At 66.2% G+C, this 15644-nt stretch carries 13 protein-coding genes; 4 read left to right on the top strand and 9 right to left on the bottom strand.

What is annotated here, in order from left to right; all coding sequences use genetic code 11:
• Positions 1 to 34 precede the first annotated feature (34 nt).
• The 9 genes from EVC45_RS32715 to EVC45_RS32755 all read right to left on the bottom strand — a co-directional run bounded on the left by EVC45_RS32715 (position 35) and on the right by EVC45_RS32755 (position 11236).
• On the bottom strand, positions 35 to 217 hold the full coding sequence (locus EVC45_RS32715) for a CsbD family protein (protein WP_129962302.1): 183 nt from the start codon (positions 215 to 217) through the stop codon (positions 35 to 37).
• 179 nt (positions 218 to 396) lie between these two features.
• Positions 397 to 1674 (bottom strand): hypothetical protein, encoded by a 1278-nt coding sequence (locus EVC45_RS32720; protein ID WP_248295351.1) that lies wholly within the window; start codon positions 1672 to 1674, stop codon positions 397 to 399.
• Positions 1674 to 3374 carry a hypothetical protein gene (locus EVC45_RS32725; RefSeq protein ID WP_129962304.1) on the bottom strand — a complete coding sequence of 567 codons (1701 nt, stop codon included), beginning with the start codon at positions 3372 to 3374 and terminating at the stop codon, positions 1674 to 1676. The genes EVC45_RS32720 and EVC45_RS32725 overlap by 1 nt, the downstream gene beginning before the upstream one ends.
• A gap of 324 nt (positions 3375 to 3698) precedes the next feature.
• On the bottom strand, positions 3699 to 4862 hold the full coding sequence (locus EVC45_RS32730; RefSeq protein ID WP_129962305.1) for an enoyl-CoA hydratase/isomerase family protein: 1164 nt from the start codon (positions 4860 to 4862) through the stop codon (positions 3699 to 3701).
• Positions 4859 to 5659, bottom strand: a complete 801-nt coding sequence (locus tag EVC45_RS32735) for an enoyl-CoA hydratase (protein WP_129962306.1) — start codon at positions 5657 to 5659, stop codon at positions 4859 to 4861. Before EVC45_RS32735 ends, EVC45_RS32730 begins: the two co-directional genes overlap by 4 nt.
• Positions 5656 to 6573: a 3-hydroxyisobutyrate dehydrogenase gene (gene mmsB / locus EVC45_RS32740; protein WP_129962307.1), complete on the bottom strand. Its 918-nt coding sequence runs from the start codon at positions 6571 to 6573 to the stop codon at positions 5656 to 5658. The genes EVC45_RS32735 and mmsB overlap by 4 nt, the downstream gene beginning before the upstream one ends.
• A gap of 32 nt (positions 6574 to 6605) precedes the next feature.
• Entirely contained in the window at positions 6606 to 8147 is a 1542-nt protein-coding gene (locus EVC45_RS32745) for a CoA-acylating methylmalonate-semialdehyde dehydrogenase (RefSeq protein ID WP_129962308.1), read from the bottom strand.
• Positions 8148 to 8297: 150 nt separating this feature from the next.
• Positions 8298 to 9989, bottom strand: a complete 1692-nt coding sequence (locus EVC45_RS32750; protein ID WP_129962309.1) for an AMP-binding protein — start codon at positions 9987 to 9989, stop codon at positions 8298 to 8300.
• Positions 9990 to 10102: 113 nt separating this feature from the next.
• Positions 10103 to 11236, bottom strand: a complete 1134-nt coding sequence (locus EVC45_RS32755; RefSeq protein WP_129962310.1) for an acyl-CoA dehydrogenase family protein — start codon at positions 11234 to 11236, stop codon at positions 10103 to 10105.
• Positions 11237 to 11457: 221 nt separating this feature from the next.
• Here EVC45_RS32755 and EVC45_RS32760 point away from each other — a divergent pair, with 221 nt between their 5' ends.
• The 4 genes from EVC45_RS32760 to EVC45_RS32775 all read left to right on the top strand — a co-directional run bounded on the left by EVC45_RS32760 (position 11458) and on the right by EVC45_RS32775 (position 15526).
• Positions 11458 to 12504 (top strand): AraC family transcriptional regulator, encoded by a 1047-nt coding sequence (locus EVC45_RS32760; protein ID WP_129962311.1) that lies wholly within the window; start codon positions 11458 to 11460, stop codon positions 12502 to 12504.
• An 84-nt stretch (positions 12505 to 12588) separates the two neighbouring features.
• The gene (locus tag EVC45_RS32765) at positions 12589 to 14274 is read left to right on the top strand and encodes a nodulation protein NfeD (RefSeq protein WP_129962312.1); all 1686 of its coding nucleotides are present in this window, start codon (positions 12589 to 12591) and stop codon (positions 14272 to 14274) included.
• Complete coding sequence (locus tag EVC45_RS32770; RefSeq protein ID WP_129962313.1) at positions 14271 to 15041, top strand: slipin family protein; 771 nt, start codon at positions 14271 to 14273, stop codon at positions 15039 to 15041. The genes EVC45_RS32765 and EVC45_RS32770 overlap by 4 nt, the downstream gene beginning before the upstream one ends.
• Positions 15042 to 15259: 218 nt before the next feature.
• Positions 15260 to 15526: a DUF4148 domain-containing protein gene (locus tag EVC45_RS32775; RefSeq protein ID WP_129962314.1), complete on the top strand. Its 267-nt coding sequence runs from the start codon at positions 15260 to 15262 to the stop codon at positions 15524 to 15526.
• Positions 15527 to 15644 lie beyond the last annotated feature (118 nt).

The following is a 15644-nucleotide window of genomic DNA, read 5'->3' on the forward strand; positions in this document are numbered from 1 at the left end:
AAATGTCGCTGCGGGTACGTGAAACTGCGGCGCGCTAACTCTTCACGCGCTCTTGTACCTCTTGCGCCTCTTCGCCGATTCTCGCCTGGATCCTGCCGGCTATTTTTTCGGCCGCCCCTTCGGCCTGCTTCGCGCGATTGCGGGTGACCTTACCGATCGCTTCCTTCACGGAGCCCTTGAGCTCCTTTGCCGTACCTTCCACAAGATTCCTGTTCATGATGCCTTCCTGCAAATTGTGACTGTGGAGTTGCCTGCTGGCGTTGCAACGAAACAGCCAACGTAAGGCGCGACGCGCCGCGTGATGGCGCGGATCGCTTCGCCAGAGGCGATCCGCGTCGGAGCAACCTGAAAAGTCCTAGCATCCGGCGTTCCCGATACCCGGTGCGCCGCGCGTGGTCACCTGTGCGTGGCGACGTCCTTCGCGGCGTCGCTGGCGGCATCCTTGCCGTGAGCCGGATCAGGAGGACCATCTTTCGCGCCGTGAAAGATATGCTTGAAAAGTTCGTTGTTCTTTGCGCCGTTCAAAAGGTTTCGCAGCGCGGCTTCGTCATCCGCCGGCTTGAACGACAGCACTCTCTTGCGATAACGCTCCCTGCGTTCATCGAGCATGTAACTCGCCGGCAGCGGCAGTTCCCGGCTTCCCACGTCGAGATCGATGCCTTCGAAGGTCAGCAGCCCCGCATCGTGATTGATGAAGCACGCAGGAGGCTTGGTCCGGTCGATTACGTAGACGCACTGCTTTTGCAGATTGCCGGCGTCGGGCAGCCTGCCGCGGAAGATCTTGTCCCGCAGGAACGTGCACATTTCTTCCCAGCATTGCTCGGTCGATTTTCCCGCCGCGCAGGACCGCAGAATTTCGGTCTTCAGAATGTCCTCTGGAACGGCATAGTAAATCGGATAACCGGCCCTCAGGTAAAGCTGCAGTTGCAACACTTCGTAACAGCGCCCCAATGCATGGATCGACGGTACGAGCAGGGACCGTTCATCCGATTCGTCGCCTTCGGTGGGTCCAGTCGCCGTCTGGCTGCGGATCGACGGATGCTCCGGCAGCCCCGAATTCCGTGGTTCCGGCTGCCCGCCGCCCCACAGGATCAGATCGCGAAACAGGATCATCGGCAGGAACGAGTGGACGATCAGATCCGTCGACGCCCTGCGTTTGGCGCGCTCGTTCGTATCGGCTTCAGCGGGTAGCGTGGGATGCCATTTGCGCGACGAGCGCACGATGTCGCCGATCGCCTTCGCCACGCAGATGCCGTTCGGCAGTCCGCCGCCCTCCTCGTCGGCCCAGGTCTGCACGAGATCCCACGGCTCGCCGATCGGCACGCCGAGAAAGTAAAGGCCGAGCGACACCGCGGTCAGCAACTCGACATAGAACTGATTCGCCTGATAAGGCGCCGCTGGAATGCCCCGCATCAACTGCGGGTCGGCGAGCAGCCTTTTGCCCGATCCGACCTTGCACAGCGCGCCGGCGCAGTGCTTGAGCCGGTCGACGAGACCGCGCACGTCGCGATCGGCAAGCGGCGACTGCCCGCCGACCAGATGGTGCCTGACCATCAGCGAGATCGGCGTCGTGAAATTCGACCGGTCGGTATTTTTCGTCGGCACCACGATGGACATCACCAGGTCGCTGATCATCTCCAGGTCGGCCAGCATCGCATCGATGGACGTGCTCATCACTCGACCTCCGCCGCTATCTCTTCGATCGACGGATCGTACTGGCCGTCGATCGTCGCCGTCTTCCGCGGCTCGGACGTGGCGATGATCGCCAGCGCATCCCGAATCAAGCCCTTGCAGCGCGCCGCCAACACTCTCTTGCGAATTCCCGATGGCGCGTCTCCTTCGTTCGCCCATTCCTTGAATCCGAGTCTTTCCAGTACGTGATCCTCGTTCTGTCCGAAGGCGGCCGCGCCGTCCGCGGGTATCGTCTGATGGGCGTCGGTCAGGCAGGTGCAGATGTACTCCTCGACGGTCGGGCCACGCGCCGCCAGCGTTTGAATCTCGCGCTTCGCCCAGCGGGCGAGCGACACCGAGATCTCATCCATGTCGTGCGTCAGGTTGCGCACCTTGACGTCCTTGCCGCGATCGTCGCCGAGAATCTGAAACACGGTCCGGTCGACGACATGCAGCCACAGCGAGGTCTGCGCAATGCGGATCCTGTGTTCGCACACGACGTCTTTCGAATCGGCCTCGAGCGCGCGCCGCACCTGCCACAACACGACGTAATGCCAGACGAGCCCAATGAACTTGCCGAAGAAGAGTGCTTTGTCCTGCATCGATTCGTCGTCGAACTCGGGATATTCGAGCGGCGTCACCAGCGTCATCTTCGTGCGCGCGCCTTCCTTCAAGGTCCGATAGAGCGTCGCCGCGGGGCTGCTGCAATAGCCGTCCCAGGACTCGCGCGCCCACCATTGCTTGTCGATATCGAAGAAACGATAGATCGAATAGATGCCTTTTTCCGACTCGTGAGGATTCGCCGCGCCGCCGTGAGCCTGTTGCGCCGCGCCCGGCTGCAGGCGCTTTCTCTCCTCCGCGCGGGACTGGTCGCGATTTGGGTCCCGGTTCGGGTCGCGATAGGCGTCGTAAATCACGCGAAGACCATAGCGGGTACCCATCGCGTTATCGATGCTCGCCACCTTGTCGCTGAGTTCTTTGCGGATGGTCTCGAGCACCGCCTCCTGCTCATCGACGAGCTTGCGTTGCTGTTCGAGCGCGGAGTAGTGTTCGGCGGCCACGTAGATGGCGGCGAGCGCCAATGCGAGCACGACCGCATCGGTATAGCCTTCCCATATCTCGCCGCCGAACAGCAATACCGCGGGGACATAGCAGAACACGGGAATGCACCAGCGCGACACGAACCACTTTCGCAGCGCGCCGATCACACCCTTCGAGCGGGAGATTACATCGGGCGCGGGCTCGCCTTCCTCTTCCGCGATCCGCTTCTTCTCTTCGAACTCACGTTCCTCGATCGTTCTCGCCCGCTCTTCTTCGCCACGGCAAATGTGCACATAGAACACGAGGAACGTGAAGGCCGTGACCAGCAACGCAAGCAGCCAGCTCTCGCCCATGCTGGGTGCGCGCTCTTCCTCGCTGACCTGCTTCATCACCGCGGCGATCTTTTTGATGCACTCGATGCCGGGAGGCAAGCAATCCGCATCCGGCACGCGATGCGAAAAGGTCATGATCCAGTAGACATAGCTCCCCACCAGAACCGCAATGCCGCCCAGCGCGGTGAGGACGAGTTTCTTTCCATGCGGGCCTTGCTCGACATGGGAACCGGGTTGGTCGTTGGCAGACGGCTTTTTTCTTTTGTGCGGCTGACCGTTGCCGCTCGACGCAGCGTGCGAGCGGCGATTCTCATCTGACGGCTTTTCCATACGCATTGCCTCCTGATCGATCAAGAGCACTGGAATGCGGGAAACGGTGGCGTGAACACACCGCAGGTCGGACGAGCGCCCGTGATGAGGGCTGTGAGCAGGCTTTGCCGGTCGGGACGGGGCTGGACTATCTATCTAAGATTGCGCCCGGAAAGATGTCAATTGGCATACGTAGTCTCTGTGCGCCAGACCACAATTGGCACCGGGCCTGCTGACCGGGGGACGTGGGGGGCACGATGCCAGGCAGACCTAAGGGCGGCCGCGTTCAAGCCGGGCGCGTGGGCGCTGGGCGTGCCCCACGCCCCACGCGCCGCGCCACGCGAGTCAGTCGCCGTGCTCCGCGCCCAGCGCCGCCAGCGGATGCGTGTCGCCGTGCCACGGCGAACTCAGGAAATGCCGCACGCGCTCGGGCCGCACCTCGGCGAGCGTCGCCGGCGACCAGCGCGGCCGACGGTCCCTGTCGATCAGTTGCGCGCGCACGCCCTCGCGGAAATCGCCTTCCTCGATCGCGCGCTTGACGATGCCCAGCTCCATGCGGAAGCATTCGGCAAGCGTCATCTGACGGCCGCGCAGCAGCGCTTCGCGCGTCACCTGCAGCATCGTCGGCGAATGGGCGGTCAGTGCGTCGTAGGTCGCTTGCAACCATTGCCGCAACTCGCGCGGGGGTTCGCGTTCGAGATCCTGGCGCAGCGTCGCGACGATACGCTCGACGCCCGAGCGCCGGTCGAAGTGGCGCAGTATCAGTTGCGTCAGCGCGCCGAGCGGTGCGTGCGGCACGATATTGCACGGCGGCTCGAACACGGCGCGCAGCGCGGCGATGGGCTCCCCGTCATGCGACATGCGCTGCAAACGTTCCTCGAAGCTCGCCAGCCAGTCGGCCGGCACGCACAGGTCGGCCAGTTGCAGGCGCATCGCATCGGCACCCGATAGCGTCGCGCCGGTCAGCCCGACATACAGCGCGAGCTCGGCCGGCATCACGCTCAGAAAGCGGCTCGCGCCGACGTCCGGCACGAAGCCGATGCGCGTCTCCGGCATCGCGATGCGGCTGCGTTCGGTCACGATGCGCAGCCGTGCCGCCTGGCCGAGGCCCATGCCGCCGCCCATCGCGATACCGTCGAGCAGCGCGACCACCGGCTTTGGAAACGTGTGCAGCGCGTAGTCGAGCCGGTATTCGTCGACGAAGAACGCGAGCCAGCGCGGATCGCCCTGCGTCGCGAGCCGATGCACCTCGCGCACATCGCCGCCCGCGCAAAAGCCCTTGTCGCCGGCGCCCTTCAGCACCAGCGCGACGATCGCGGGATCGCCGCGGCAATGCTCGACCAGAACCGCGAGCTCGCGCACCATCGCATGTGACAGCGCATTCAGCGCGGCCGGCCGGTTCAGCGTGATGATCGCTACGCGGTTGACGACGCGAAACAGCACATCGGGTTCGGCTGGCGCGTTCGTCGCATGACGCGCTTCGGCCACGACGCTTTGCAGGGCGCTCATCGCTGCGTCCCCCGTGGTGCAGCGCTGGTCTGCCAGCGCGGCGCGCGTTTTTCCAGGAACGCGTTGACGCCCTCGCGCTGATCGGCGCCATCGAACAGATCGACGAAGCGCTCGCGTTCGAGCGCGAGCGCGGCGCTGCGCGGCACGCCATCCCGCGCCTGATGGATCAGCTCCTTGCTGAAGCTCACCGCCTGCGGGCTTAAACCGGTGACGCGCTGCGCCGTCTTCAGCGCGGCTTCACGCGCGGCGCCGCGCTCCACCACTTCTTCGACGAGACCGATGCGCAGCGCGGTCTCCGCATCGATACGCTCGCCGGTCAGAATCATCCGCTTGGCCCAGCCTTCGCCGACGAGCCACGGCAGCGTCTGCGTGCCGCAGCCGCACGGCAGCAGGCCCACCGCGGTCTCGGGCAGCGCCAGCACCGCGTGCTGCTCGGCGATGCGGATATCGCAGGCGAGCGCGCATTCGAGACCGCCGCCCATCGCAAAGCCGTTGAGCGCCGCAATCACGACGGGCCGCGCATTCTGCAGCGTTTCGAACGCCGCGCCGAAACGCGCCGCCGCGGTGCGCGCGACTTCGCGATCGCCGTCGGCGAACGTGTTCAGATCGGCGCCCGCGCTGAAGAACTTCGGGCCGTCGCCGGTGATCACCAGCGCGCGCACGCGCGCATCGTCGTTCAGTTGCTCGACGGTGCGTTGCAGTTGCAGCAGACCGTCGGGCGTGAACGCGTTCGCGGGCGGCCGTGTCAGCGTGATCACGGCGACCGCGCCGTCGTGTGCGTAATCGAGCTCGATCATTGCGTGCCTCCGTGGCCGTCATCGCCGCGATCGCGCGAGCGATACAGCTTGATCACCGCCGAAAAGTCCAGACGTCCCGCGCCGTTCGTGCTCATCGTTTGGTAAAGCTGCTGCGCGAGCGCGCCGAGATAGACCGGTTGACGCACGCCGCGCGCGGCATCGGTGGCGAGGCCGAGGTCTTTCAGCATCAGGTCGGTGCCGAAGCCGCCGGTATAGCCGCGCGACGACGGCGCGGTCTCGATCACGCCCGGCATCGGGTTATACGTGTCGGAACTCCAGCAGCGCCCGGTCGACGTATTGATGATGCTGCCGAGCACCTTCGTGTCGATGCCGAGCGCCTCGCCGAGCGACATCGCCTCCGCGACGCCGGCCATCGAGATGCCGAGCACGAGGTTGTTGCAGATCTTCGCGACCTGACCCGTGCCGGTGTCGCCGCAATGCACGATGTTCTTTCCCATCGCCGACAGCACCGGCTTGACCTGCTCGTACACTTGCGCGCTGCCGCCGACCATGAAGGTCAGCGTACCGGCCGCCGCGCCGCCCGTGCCGCCCGACACCGGCGCGTCGACGAAACCGTTGCCATGCGCCGCGGCCAGTTCGGCCAACGCTTTCACGCTGGCGGGGTCGATCGTGCTCGAATCGATGATCGGCACGCCCGCCGCGATGCCGGCGAGGATGCCGTCGTCGGCGCTCAACACGCTGCGCACGTGCGCCGCTGCCGGCAGCATCGTGATCACGCATTCGACGTCGCTCGCGGCGGCCTTCGGCGAGCCGGCCGCCTGGGCACCGGCGGCGACGAGCGTGCGCACGGCCTCTACGCTAAGGTCGAACACGTTGAGCGCGTGGCCCGCCTTCAGCAGGTTCAACGCCATCGGCGCGCCCATGTTGCCGAGTCCGATAAAGCCAATTTTCATGATGTCGTCTCCGTGTGTGCGTTCAGCGCAATTCAACGCAGGCGAATCGTCGTGTTGACGCCATCGTTGCTGGTGTCGTCGTCGAACCAGCGCGCGGTGACCGTCTTCGTCTGCGTGTAGAACTGCACGACCTGCTTGCCGTACGGACCGAGATCGCCGAGCTTCGAGCCGCGTGAGCCGGTGAAGCTGAAAAACGGCACCGGCACCGGAATCGGAATGTTGATGCCGACCTGGCCGATATCGATCTCGCTCTGGAACTTGCGCGCCGCCGCGCCGCTTTGCGTGAATAGGCCCACGCCGTTGCCGAACGGGTTGGCGTTGACGAGCGCGATCGCGTCGTCGAGCGTCGCGACGTTCACCACCGCGAGCACCGGCCCGAAGATTTCGGTGCGGTAGATCTCCATGTCGGTCGTGACGTCGTTGAATACCGTCGGGCCGATGAAGTTGCCCTGCTCGTAGCCGTGCACCTTCACGTCGCGGCCGTCGAGCGCGAGCGTCGCGCCTTCCTTCACGGCGGCGTCGATCAGACCGAGCACACGCTGTTTCGCCGCGCGCGACACGACCGGCCCGACATCGGTGCCCGGCTCGTGACCCGCGTTGACCTTCAAGGTCTTCGCCTTCGCGACGAGTTCGGGCAGCCACTCGCGCGCGGCGCCGACCAGCACCGCCACCGAAGTCGCCATGCAGCGTTGACCGGCGGCGCCGAACGCGGCGCCGGCGAGCGCATTGAGCGTCTGCTCGCGATTCGCGTCCGGCAGCACGACCGCGTGGTTCTTCGCGCCCATCATCGATTGCACGCGCTTGCCGTGCTCGCTGCCGAGGCGGTACACGTGCGTGCCGACCGCCGTCGAGCCGACGAACGAAATCGCCTTCACCAGTTCATGCGTGCACAGCGCGTCGACCACTTCCTTGCCGCCGTGCACGACGTTCAGCACGCCCTTCGGCACGCCGGCTTCGAGCGCGAGTTCGACGAGTTGCATCGTCGACAGCGGGTCCTGCTCGGACGGCTTCAGCACGAAGGTGTTGCCGCACACGAGCGCCATCGGGAACATCCACAGCGGGATCATCGCGGGAAAATTGAACGGCGTGATGCCGACGCATGCGCCGAGCGGCTGACGCAGCGTATAGGTGTCCACGCCGCCGGCGACGTTTTCGGCGAATTCGCCCTGCTGCAGCGTGCCGATCGAGCACGCGTGCTCGACCACTTCCAGACCGCGGAAGATGTCGCCCTCGGCATCGGGAATCGTCTTGCCTTGTTCGGCGGACAGCGTCTTCGCGATGCGCGCCATATGCTCGCGAATCAGCGCCTGGTACTTCAGCATGATGCGCATGCGCGCGCCGATCGGCGTGTCCTTCCACGTGTTGAACGCGGCGTGAGCGCTACGCACCGCCGCGTCGACTTCAGCGACGGTCGCGAACGGCACGCGCGCGAGGACCGCCTGGGTGGCCGGGTTCACGATGTCGCGCCATTCGGCCGTCTTCGATTCGACGTACTCGCCGTTGATCAGCAGTTTGACGGTATGGACGGCGCCGGCAACGTCGCGGCTGGTCTCTTTCGAAGCAAGGGTGCTCATGCTGAAACTCCTGTGCGATGGCCGCGCGGCGGCCGGACAGCGATAGGGTAGAAAAAGCGGTGCCCCGACGCGTCGAATCCGAAGCTCGGATTCGACGCGTGCGATTCAGACCGGGGCGGCAAATCCGGTAACAGCGAGGAAAAAAGACAGTCAACGCAACTCGGGAAAATCCTCTTCCCAGTACTCGTCGGGCAAACGCGCGGGCTCGGCCGCGCGCTCCATTTCACGGCGCCGCAACTCGACGCGGCGGATCTTGCCGGAGATCGTCTTCGGCAGTTCGCTGAATTGCAGACGGCGAATCCGCTTGTACGGCGCGAGTTTTTCGCGCGAGAACGCGAACACCGCGCGCGCGAGTTCGGGACCGGCTTCGTAGCCGTGGCGCACGGTGACGAACGCCTTCGGCACCGACAGACGCAACGCGTCCGCGCTCGGCACGACGGCCGCCTCGCCGATCGCCTCGTGCTCGATCAGCACGCTTTCGAGTTCGAACGGACTCAGACGATAGTCGGACGACTTGAACACGTCGTCCGAGCGGCCGACGTATACGTAGTAGCCGTCGTCGCGACGCAACGCGACGTCCGACGTGCGATAGAAGCCGTTACGCATCGCCTGCACGGTCGCGTTCGCGTTGTTCGCGTAGCCGGTCATCAGGCCGAGCGGCCGTTCGGCGAGCCGCAGCGCGATTTCGCCTTCGGTCACCGGGTGGTCGTCGGCGTCGATCAGCTCGATCTGGTAGCCCGGCATCGGTCGTCCCATCGAGCCGGGTACGACCGGCTGGCCCGGTGAATTGCCGATCTGCAAGGTTGTTTCGGTCTGGCCGTAGCCGTCGCGAATCGTGATGCCCCACGCGTGCCTGACACGCTCGATGACCTCCGGATTCAGCGGCTCGCCCGCGCCGACGATCTCGCGCAGCTTCACCGGATAGTCGCCGAGCGGCTCCTGCACGAGCATGCGCCAGACGGTCGGCGGCGCGCACAGCGTGGTGACGTTGAAGCGCACGAGCGCGGCGAGCGTGTCTTGCGGCACGAAGCGCGCGAAGTTGAACACGAACACGCAGGCCTGCGCGTTCCACGGCGCGAAGAAGCAGCTCCACGCGTGCTTGGCCCAGCCCGGCGAGCTGATGTTCCAATGGATGTCGCCGGGTTGCAGGCCGATCCAGTACATCGTCGACAGATGCCCGACCGGATAGCTCTGGTGCGTATGCTCGACGAGCTTCGGCTTCGACGTGGTGCCGGACGTGAAGTACAGCAGCAGCGTATCGCTGGCGCGCGTGACGCCGTCAGGCGTGAAAACCGGCGAGGCCTCGTATGCGGCGGCGATATCGATCCAGCCGTCGCGCGGCGCGCCGACCGACAAGCGGGTGAGCGGCACCTCGAGCGCATCGAATTTGCCGAGCTCCGCGCTATCGACCACGGCGAACTTCGCGCCGCCGATCTGCACGCGGTCGCGCACGTCGTCGGCCGATAGCTGCGTGGTGGCGGGCAGCACGATCGCGCCGAGCTTCATCGCGCCGAGCATCACGTCCCATAGCTCGACACGGTTGGGCAGCATCAGCAGCACGCGGTCGCCGCGGCCGACGCCCGCGCCGCGCAGAAAGTTCGCCATCCGCGACGAGCGCTCCGACATCTGCGCGTACGACAGACGCAGGCCCTCGCTCGAAGGATCGTCGACGATCCACAGCGCCGGGTTGTCGTTGTCACGTGCGATCGCGTCGAAGTAGTCGAGCGCCCAGTTGAACTCGCCGAGCGCGGGCCACGCGAATTCGCGGTAGGCGCGTTCGTAGTCGGTGCGATGGCGCACCAGCAGATCGCGCGCTTCGAGAAAGGCTTTCGCTGCTGTCATCGTCGTCTCCGGTTTGGCGCTAGGTGCGCTCGGTCTTGTTGTCTCTGGTGTTATCCGCCGTTGCGCTCAATGAAGCCTCGGCGGCGAACCTATTGTGCGCTCAAACACCATGCTCAAACATGGCGCGCGATCACCATCCGCTGCACTTCACTCGTCCCTTCGTAGATCTGCGTGATCCGCGCGTCGCGATAGTGACGCTCGACCGCATAGTCCTCCAGATACCCATAGCCGCCATGAATCTGGATCGCGTTCGAGCAGATCTCCTCGGCCAGTTCCGACGCGAACAGCTTCGCCTGCGACGCCTCCGACAGACACGGCCGCCCCGCCGAGCGCAGCCGCGCCGCGTGATGCACGAGCAGGCGCGCGGCGTTCAGGCGCGTCGCCATGTCGGCGAGCATGTTGGCGATCGTCTGGTGATCCTTCAGCGGCTTGCCGAACTGCTCGCGCTCGCTCGCGTAGCGGCGCGCGGCATCGAACGCGGCGCGCGCGATGCCGACCGCCTGCGCGGCGATGCCGATGCGCCCGCCTTCGAGATTCGACAGCGCGATGCGCAAACCCTCGCCAGGCTCGCCGAGCAGATTGGCCTCGGGCACGGCGCACTGATCGAGCGAGATCGGACAGGTGTCGGACGCGCGAATGCCGAGCTTGTGCTCCGGCCGGCCGACGTCGAAGCCCGGCGTCGAGGTCGGCACGATGAACGCGGACAGGCCGCGCTTGCCGCGCTCGGGATCGGTGACGGCGAACACGATCGCGAGACCGGCGCGCGCGCCGTTGGTCACGAACTGCTTGCTGCCGTTCAGAATCCATTGGCCATCGCGCAGCTCCGCGCGGGTGCGCAGATTGTTCGCCTCGGAGCCCGCCTGCGGCTCGGTCAGGCAGAACGCGCCGATCGTGCGGCCGAGGGCGAGCTCGCGCAGATAGCGGTCTTTCTGTGCGGCACTGCCGAAGTTCAGGATCGGCGCGCAGCCGACCGAGTTGTGCACGCTCATCAGCGTCGCGCAGGCGGCGCAGCCGGCGGCGATCTCTTCGAGCGCGAGCGCATAGGCGACGTAATCGGTGTAGGAGCCGCCCCACTCGGCCGGCACCATCATGCCCAGAAAGCCGAGCTCGCCCATCTGCGCGACGACCTCGGCCGGCAGTTGCGCGTCGCGATCCCATTGCGCCGCGTGCGGCGCGAGGCAGTCGGTCGCGAAGTCGCGCGCGGCGTCGCGGATCATCCGTTGTTCGTCGGTGTAGAAACTGTCCATGACTGCGTCCTCGTTGGTGCTGACGGCCGTGCTGGCGATCTCGGTGATGCGGCAAGTGTAGGCAAGCGGCCCGCGCCGCTCGATGCTCGCTCCGCTCACATTTGCTGAGCGCTTTTGCCATACTGCTGCCATGCGCATGTACGGGGCCTCGCCATTTCAAGGGCTTCACAAATGACGCACCAGCTCAAGCTGAGCGCTTTTGCCAGAAAAACCGGATCCTGATGAAAAGCGACAAAGGCACGATCTCCGTCAGTCTCGTCGAGGAAACCCTCGCGCTCGCGACGGCGCGCGGTCTCGATGCGCGCGCGTTCGCCGAGGCGGCCGGCATCGCCGCGCCGATGCTCGCGTCCCCGAAAAGCCGTGTGTCGTCGGCGCAATACGGCGCGCTGTGGGCCGGCATCGCACGCGCGCTCGACGACGAGTTCTTCGGCCAGGATTCGCATCCGATGAAAAGCGGCAGCTTCATCGCAATGACGCAGATGGCGCTCGGCGCGCGCAATGGCGCGCTGGCGCTCGCGCGTGCGGTCGGCTTCATGCGGCTCGTGCTCGACGACCTCGGCGCGACGATCGACACCGACGCCGAGCGCGTGCGCCTGAAGTTCGTCGAACGCGCCGGCATACGGAAGCCGGCGATGTTCGCCTACGCGACGTATTTCATCCTCGTGTACGGGCTCGTGTGCTGGCTCGTCGGCCGGCGCATTCCATTGCTCGAAGCGCGCTTTCGCTGCGCCGCGCCGCCGGCCGCGCACGAATACCGGCTGATGTTCTGCGAAGACATGTATTTCGACGAGCCCGAGTCGTACGTCGATCTCGACCCGGCGTTTCTGGAACTGCCGGTGATCCAGACTTCGCGCTCGGCGCGCCCGTTTCTGCGCGATGCGCCGGGCAGCTTCATCGTCAAGTACCGCAATCCGGGTTCGCTCGCCGCGCGCGTGCGCAAGACGCTGCGCGCGCTACCGATGGCGGGCTGGCCCGCGGCCGATCAGATGGCCGCCCGCCTGCACGTCGCCGAGGCGACGATGCGGCGGCATCTGAAGCAGGAGGGCCACACGTATCAGTCGATCAAGGACGCGCTGCGGCGCGACATCGCGATCGCCGAACTGCAGCGCACGCAGCGCACCATCGCCGATATCGCGAACGCCGTCGGTTTCGCGGAGCCGAGCGCGTTTCATCGCGCGTTCCGCAAATGGACCGGCATGCGGCCGACCGACTATCGGCCGGCCCGGGCCGCGGGGCCCGATCTCACGCGACGCGCCGAATCGGACTAAGCTTTAAGCGGCAACAGGCCAGCCTTGATCGAGGTATCGGTCCGCGCCGCCGGTTCGCACCGGCTGGCGCGACGGCCGTCAGCGATGAACACGACTCCGCGTCTCCCGCTCCGGCAGTCCGGTCCGCGCAGGCCGCTTATCCGCGGCGGCATCGTGGGCCGTTTGATGCGCGGCATCGCCGTGCTCGGCGTGCTATGCGCGTTCGGCTTCGCGACGCGCGAAGCGCTGGCGCCGCTGCAGGCGGCCCATGCGGCGAGCGCGGCCAACGTCGCCGCCGTGGCCGCCAACAGCGTCGAAGTGATTCCGGTGAACGGCGCGATCGGGCCGGCCAGCGCCGATTTCATCGTGCGGGGTTTGGAGCGCGCGGCCAGCCAGCACGCGCAGCTCGCGGTGCTGCAACTCGATACGCCCGGCGGCCTCGATACCTCGATGCGGCAGATTATCAAGGCGATCCTCGCCTCGCCGGTGCCGGTCGCGACCTTCATCGCGCCGAGCGGCGCGCGCGCCGCCAGCGCCGGCACCTACATCGTCTACGCGAGCCATATCGCGGCAATGGCGCCGGGCACCAACCTCGGCGCCGCGACGCCGATCCAGATGGGCATCGGCGGCAACGAGCCGCCCGCGGGCGGCGGGCCACCGGGAATGCCCGGAACACCGGGAACACCGGGAACACCGGGAACACCGGGAACACCGGGCACGCCCGGCACCCCAGGCTCGCCGGGACTGCCGGACATGCGCACGCTGCCTGGCGGCGCGTCCGCGGCTGCGCCTGCGTCATCCAGCGCGTCATCTGAAGCCGCCGGCGCGTTGCCGCTCGACAGCCAATCGACCGAACTGCGCAAGCAGGTCCACGATGCCGCCGCCTACATCCGCGGCCTCGCCCAGATGCGCGGCCGCAACGCCGACTGGGCCGAGCGCGCGGTCCGCGAGGCGGTGAGCCTGTCCGATGAGGAAGCGCTCGCGCAGCACGTCGTCGATATCGTCGCGCGCGACGTGCCCGACCTGCTGCGCCAGCTGAACGGCCGCACGATCGTCACCAGCGCCGGCAGCGTCACGCTGCACACCGCGCATGCGCCGCTGATCACGCTCGAACCCGACTGGCGCAACCGCTTCCTCGCCGTGATCACCGATCCGAGCGTCGCGCTGATTCTGCTGATGCTCGGCATGTACGGCCTGTTCTTCGAGTTCGCCAATCCGGGCTTCGTGCTGCCCGGCGTGGTCGGCGCGATCAGCCTGCTGCTCGGCCTGTTCGCGATGCAGATGCTGCCGGTCAGCTACGTCGGCCTCGGGCTGATCTTTCTCGGCATCGCCTTTCTGATCGGCGAAGCGTTCCTGCCGACCTTCGGCTCGCTCGGTTTCGGCGGCGTGGTCGCGTTCGTGGTCGGCGCCTTGATGCTGATGGATACCGACGTGCCAGGCTACGGCATCCCGCTGCCGCTGATCGCCGCGGTCGTCGTGTTCAGCGTCGCGTTCGTGCTGGGCGTGTCGCAGCTCGCGCTACGCGCGCGCCGGCGGCCGGTCGTGACAGGCTCGGAGGCGTTGATCGGCTGCGTCGGCGTGGTGCTGGACGGCGGTTTGCTGCCCGAACCCGAACACACGGCGGGCGGCCCGCTGGCCGGCTGGGCCCGCGTGCACGGCGAGCGCTGGCGGGTGTCGAGCACGACGCCGGCCGCGCCGGGCCAAAGCGTGCGCGTCACGGCACGCAACGGCCTTACGCTGACCGTCGTACCCGTTACGTCAGCCGCCCCATTACAAGGAGAACGCTCATGATCGGCTTCACATTCGGCTTCGGCAGCATCCTGATCCTGCTGGTGGCCGCGCTGATCGCGTCGTCGGTGCGGATTTTTCGCGAGTACGAGCGCGGCGTCGTGTTCATGCTCGGCCGCTTCTGGAAGGTCAAGGGACCCGGGCTCGTGCTGATCATTCCAATCGTGCAGCAGGCGGTGCGCATGGATCTGCGCACCGTCGTGTTCGACGTGCCGACCCAGGACGTGATCACCCGCGACAACGTGTCGGTGAAGGTCAACGCGGTCGTGTATTTCCGCGTCGTCGATCCGGAGAAGGCGGTGATCCAGGTCGCGCGCTACTTCGAGGCGACCAGCCAGCTGGCGCAGACGACGCTGCGCGCGGTGCTCGGCAAGCACGACCTCGACCAGCTGCTGTCGGAGCGCGAGCAGCTGAACACCGACATCCAGAAGGTGCTCGACGCGCAAACCGATGCGTGGGGCATCAAGGTATCGATCGTCGAGATCAAGCACGTCGATATCAACGAAACGATGATCCGCGCGATCGCGCGTCAGGCTGAAGCCGAGCGCGAACGACGCGCCAAGGTGATTCACGCGGAAGGCGAGTTGCAGGCGTCCAAGCAGTTGCTCGAAGCGGCCCAAACGCTCGCGCGGCAGCCGCAGGCGATGCAGCTGCGCTATCTGCAGACGCTGACGACGATCGCCGCCGACAAGAACTCGACGATCGTATTTCCGTTGCCGATCGACCTGGTGAGCGCGGTGATGGAAAGGTTCAACAAGCCTTCGGCGTGATAGGACGATATTTTGTCAGGACACCCATTCAGTACGGATTAGCGTCGAAGTTTCAGCCTACCCGCCCGCTTCCACGTTGGCAGAGCTTACGTGGCGAACGAGGCTTGCGGCGGGTTCGATCTGCCGGCAGAAATGGTGCGCCGCTTTCAACCGCCTTACCCGGCGCGCACCGATAAACCACAAAGCCCGGCTGTTTTTCTGCTCCGTAGGAGCCCGCCATGAAACTGTTCTCCCGCATTGGACTCGGCGCGCTGTTGGCCGCCGCAGGCATCAGCACCGTCTACGCGCAAGCAGTGATGCAGCCCACCGATCCGTCGGCGCCGAAAACGCGCGCCCAGGTCCGCGCCGACCTCAAGGAATGGCTCGCCGCCGGCTACGACCCGTTCGACTGGATCAACTATCCGGAGAACGCGCAGCGCGCGGGCCGCATCGTCGCGGAACATCGCGCGCAGCAGCAAGGCATCGCGCCGACGACGGTGCAGTAAAGCGGTCGCGGCTTGCGTAGCCGCGGCTTGCGAAGTCGCAGCCTGAATGCCGCCCGGCGCGGGCGGCAGGGGCACGGCTTGCGCCGCGGCAAGGTATCATCCCGTCCCTCCAACCCCA

Origin of the sequence: Paraburkholderia sp. UYCP14C, from assembly GCF_004197395.1 — a bacterium.
In the GTDB taxonomy this organism is placed as follows: domain Bacteria; phylum Pseudomonadota; class Gammaproteobacteria; order Burkholderiales; family Burkholderiaceae; genus Paraburkholderia.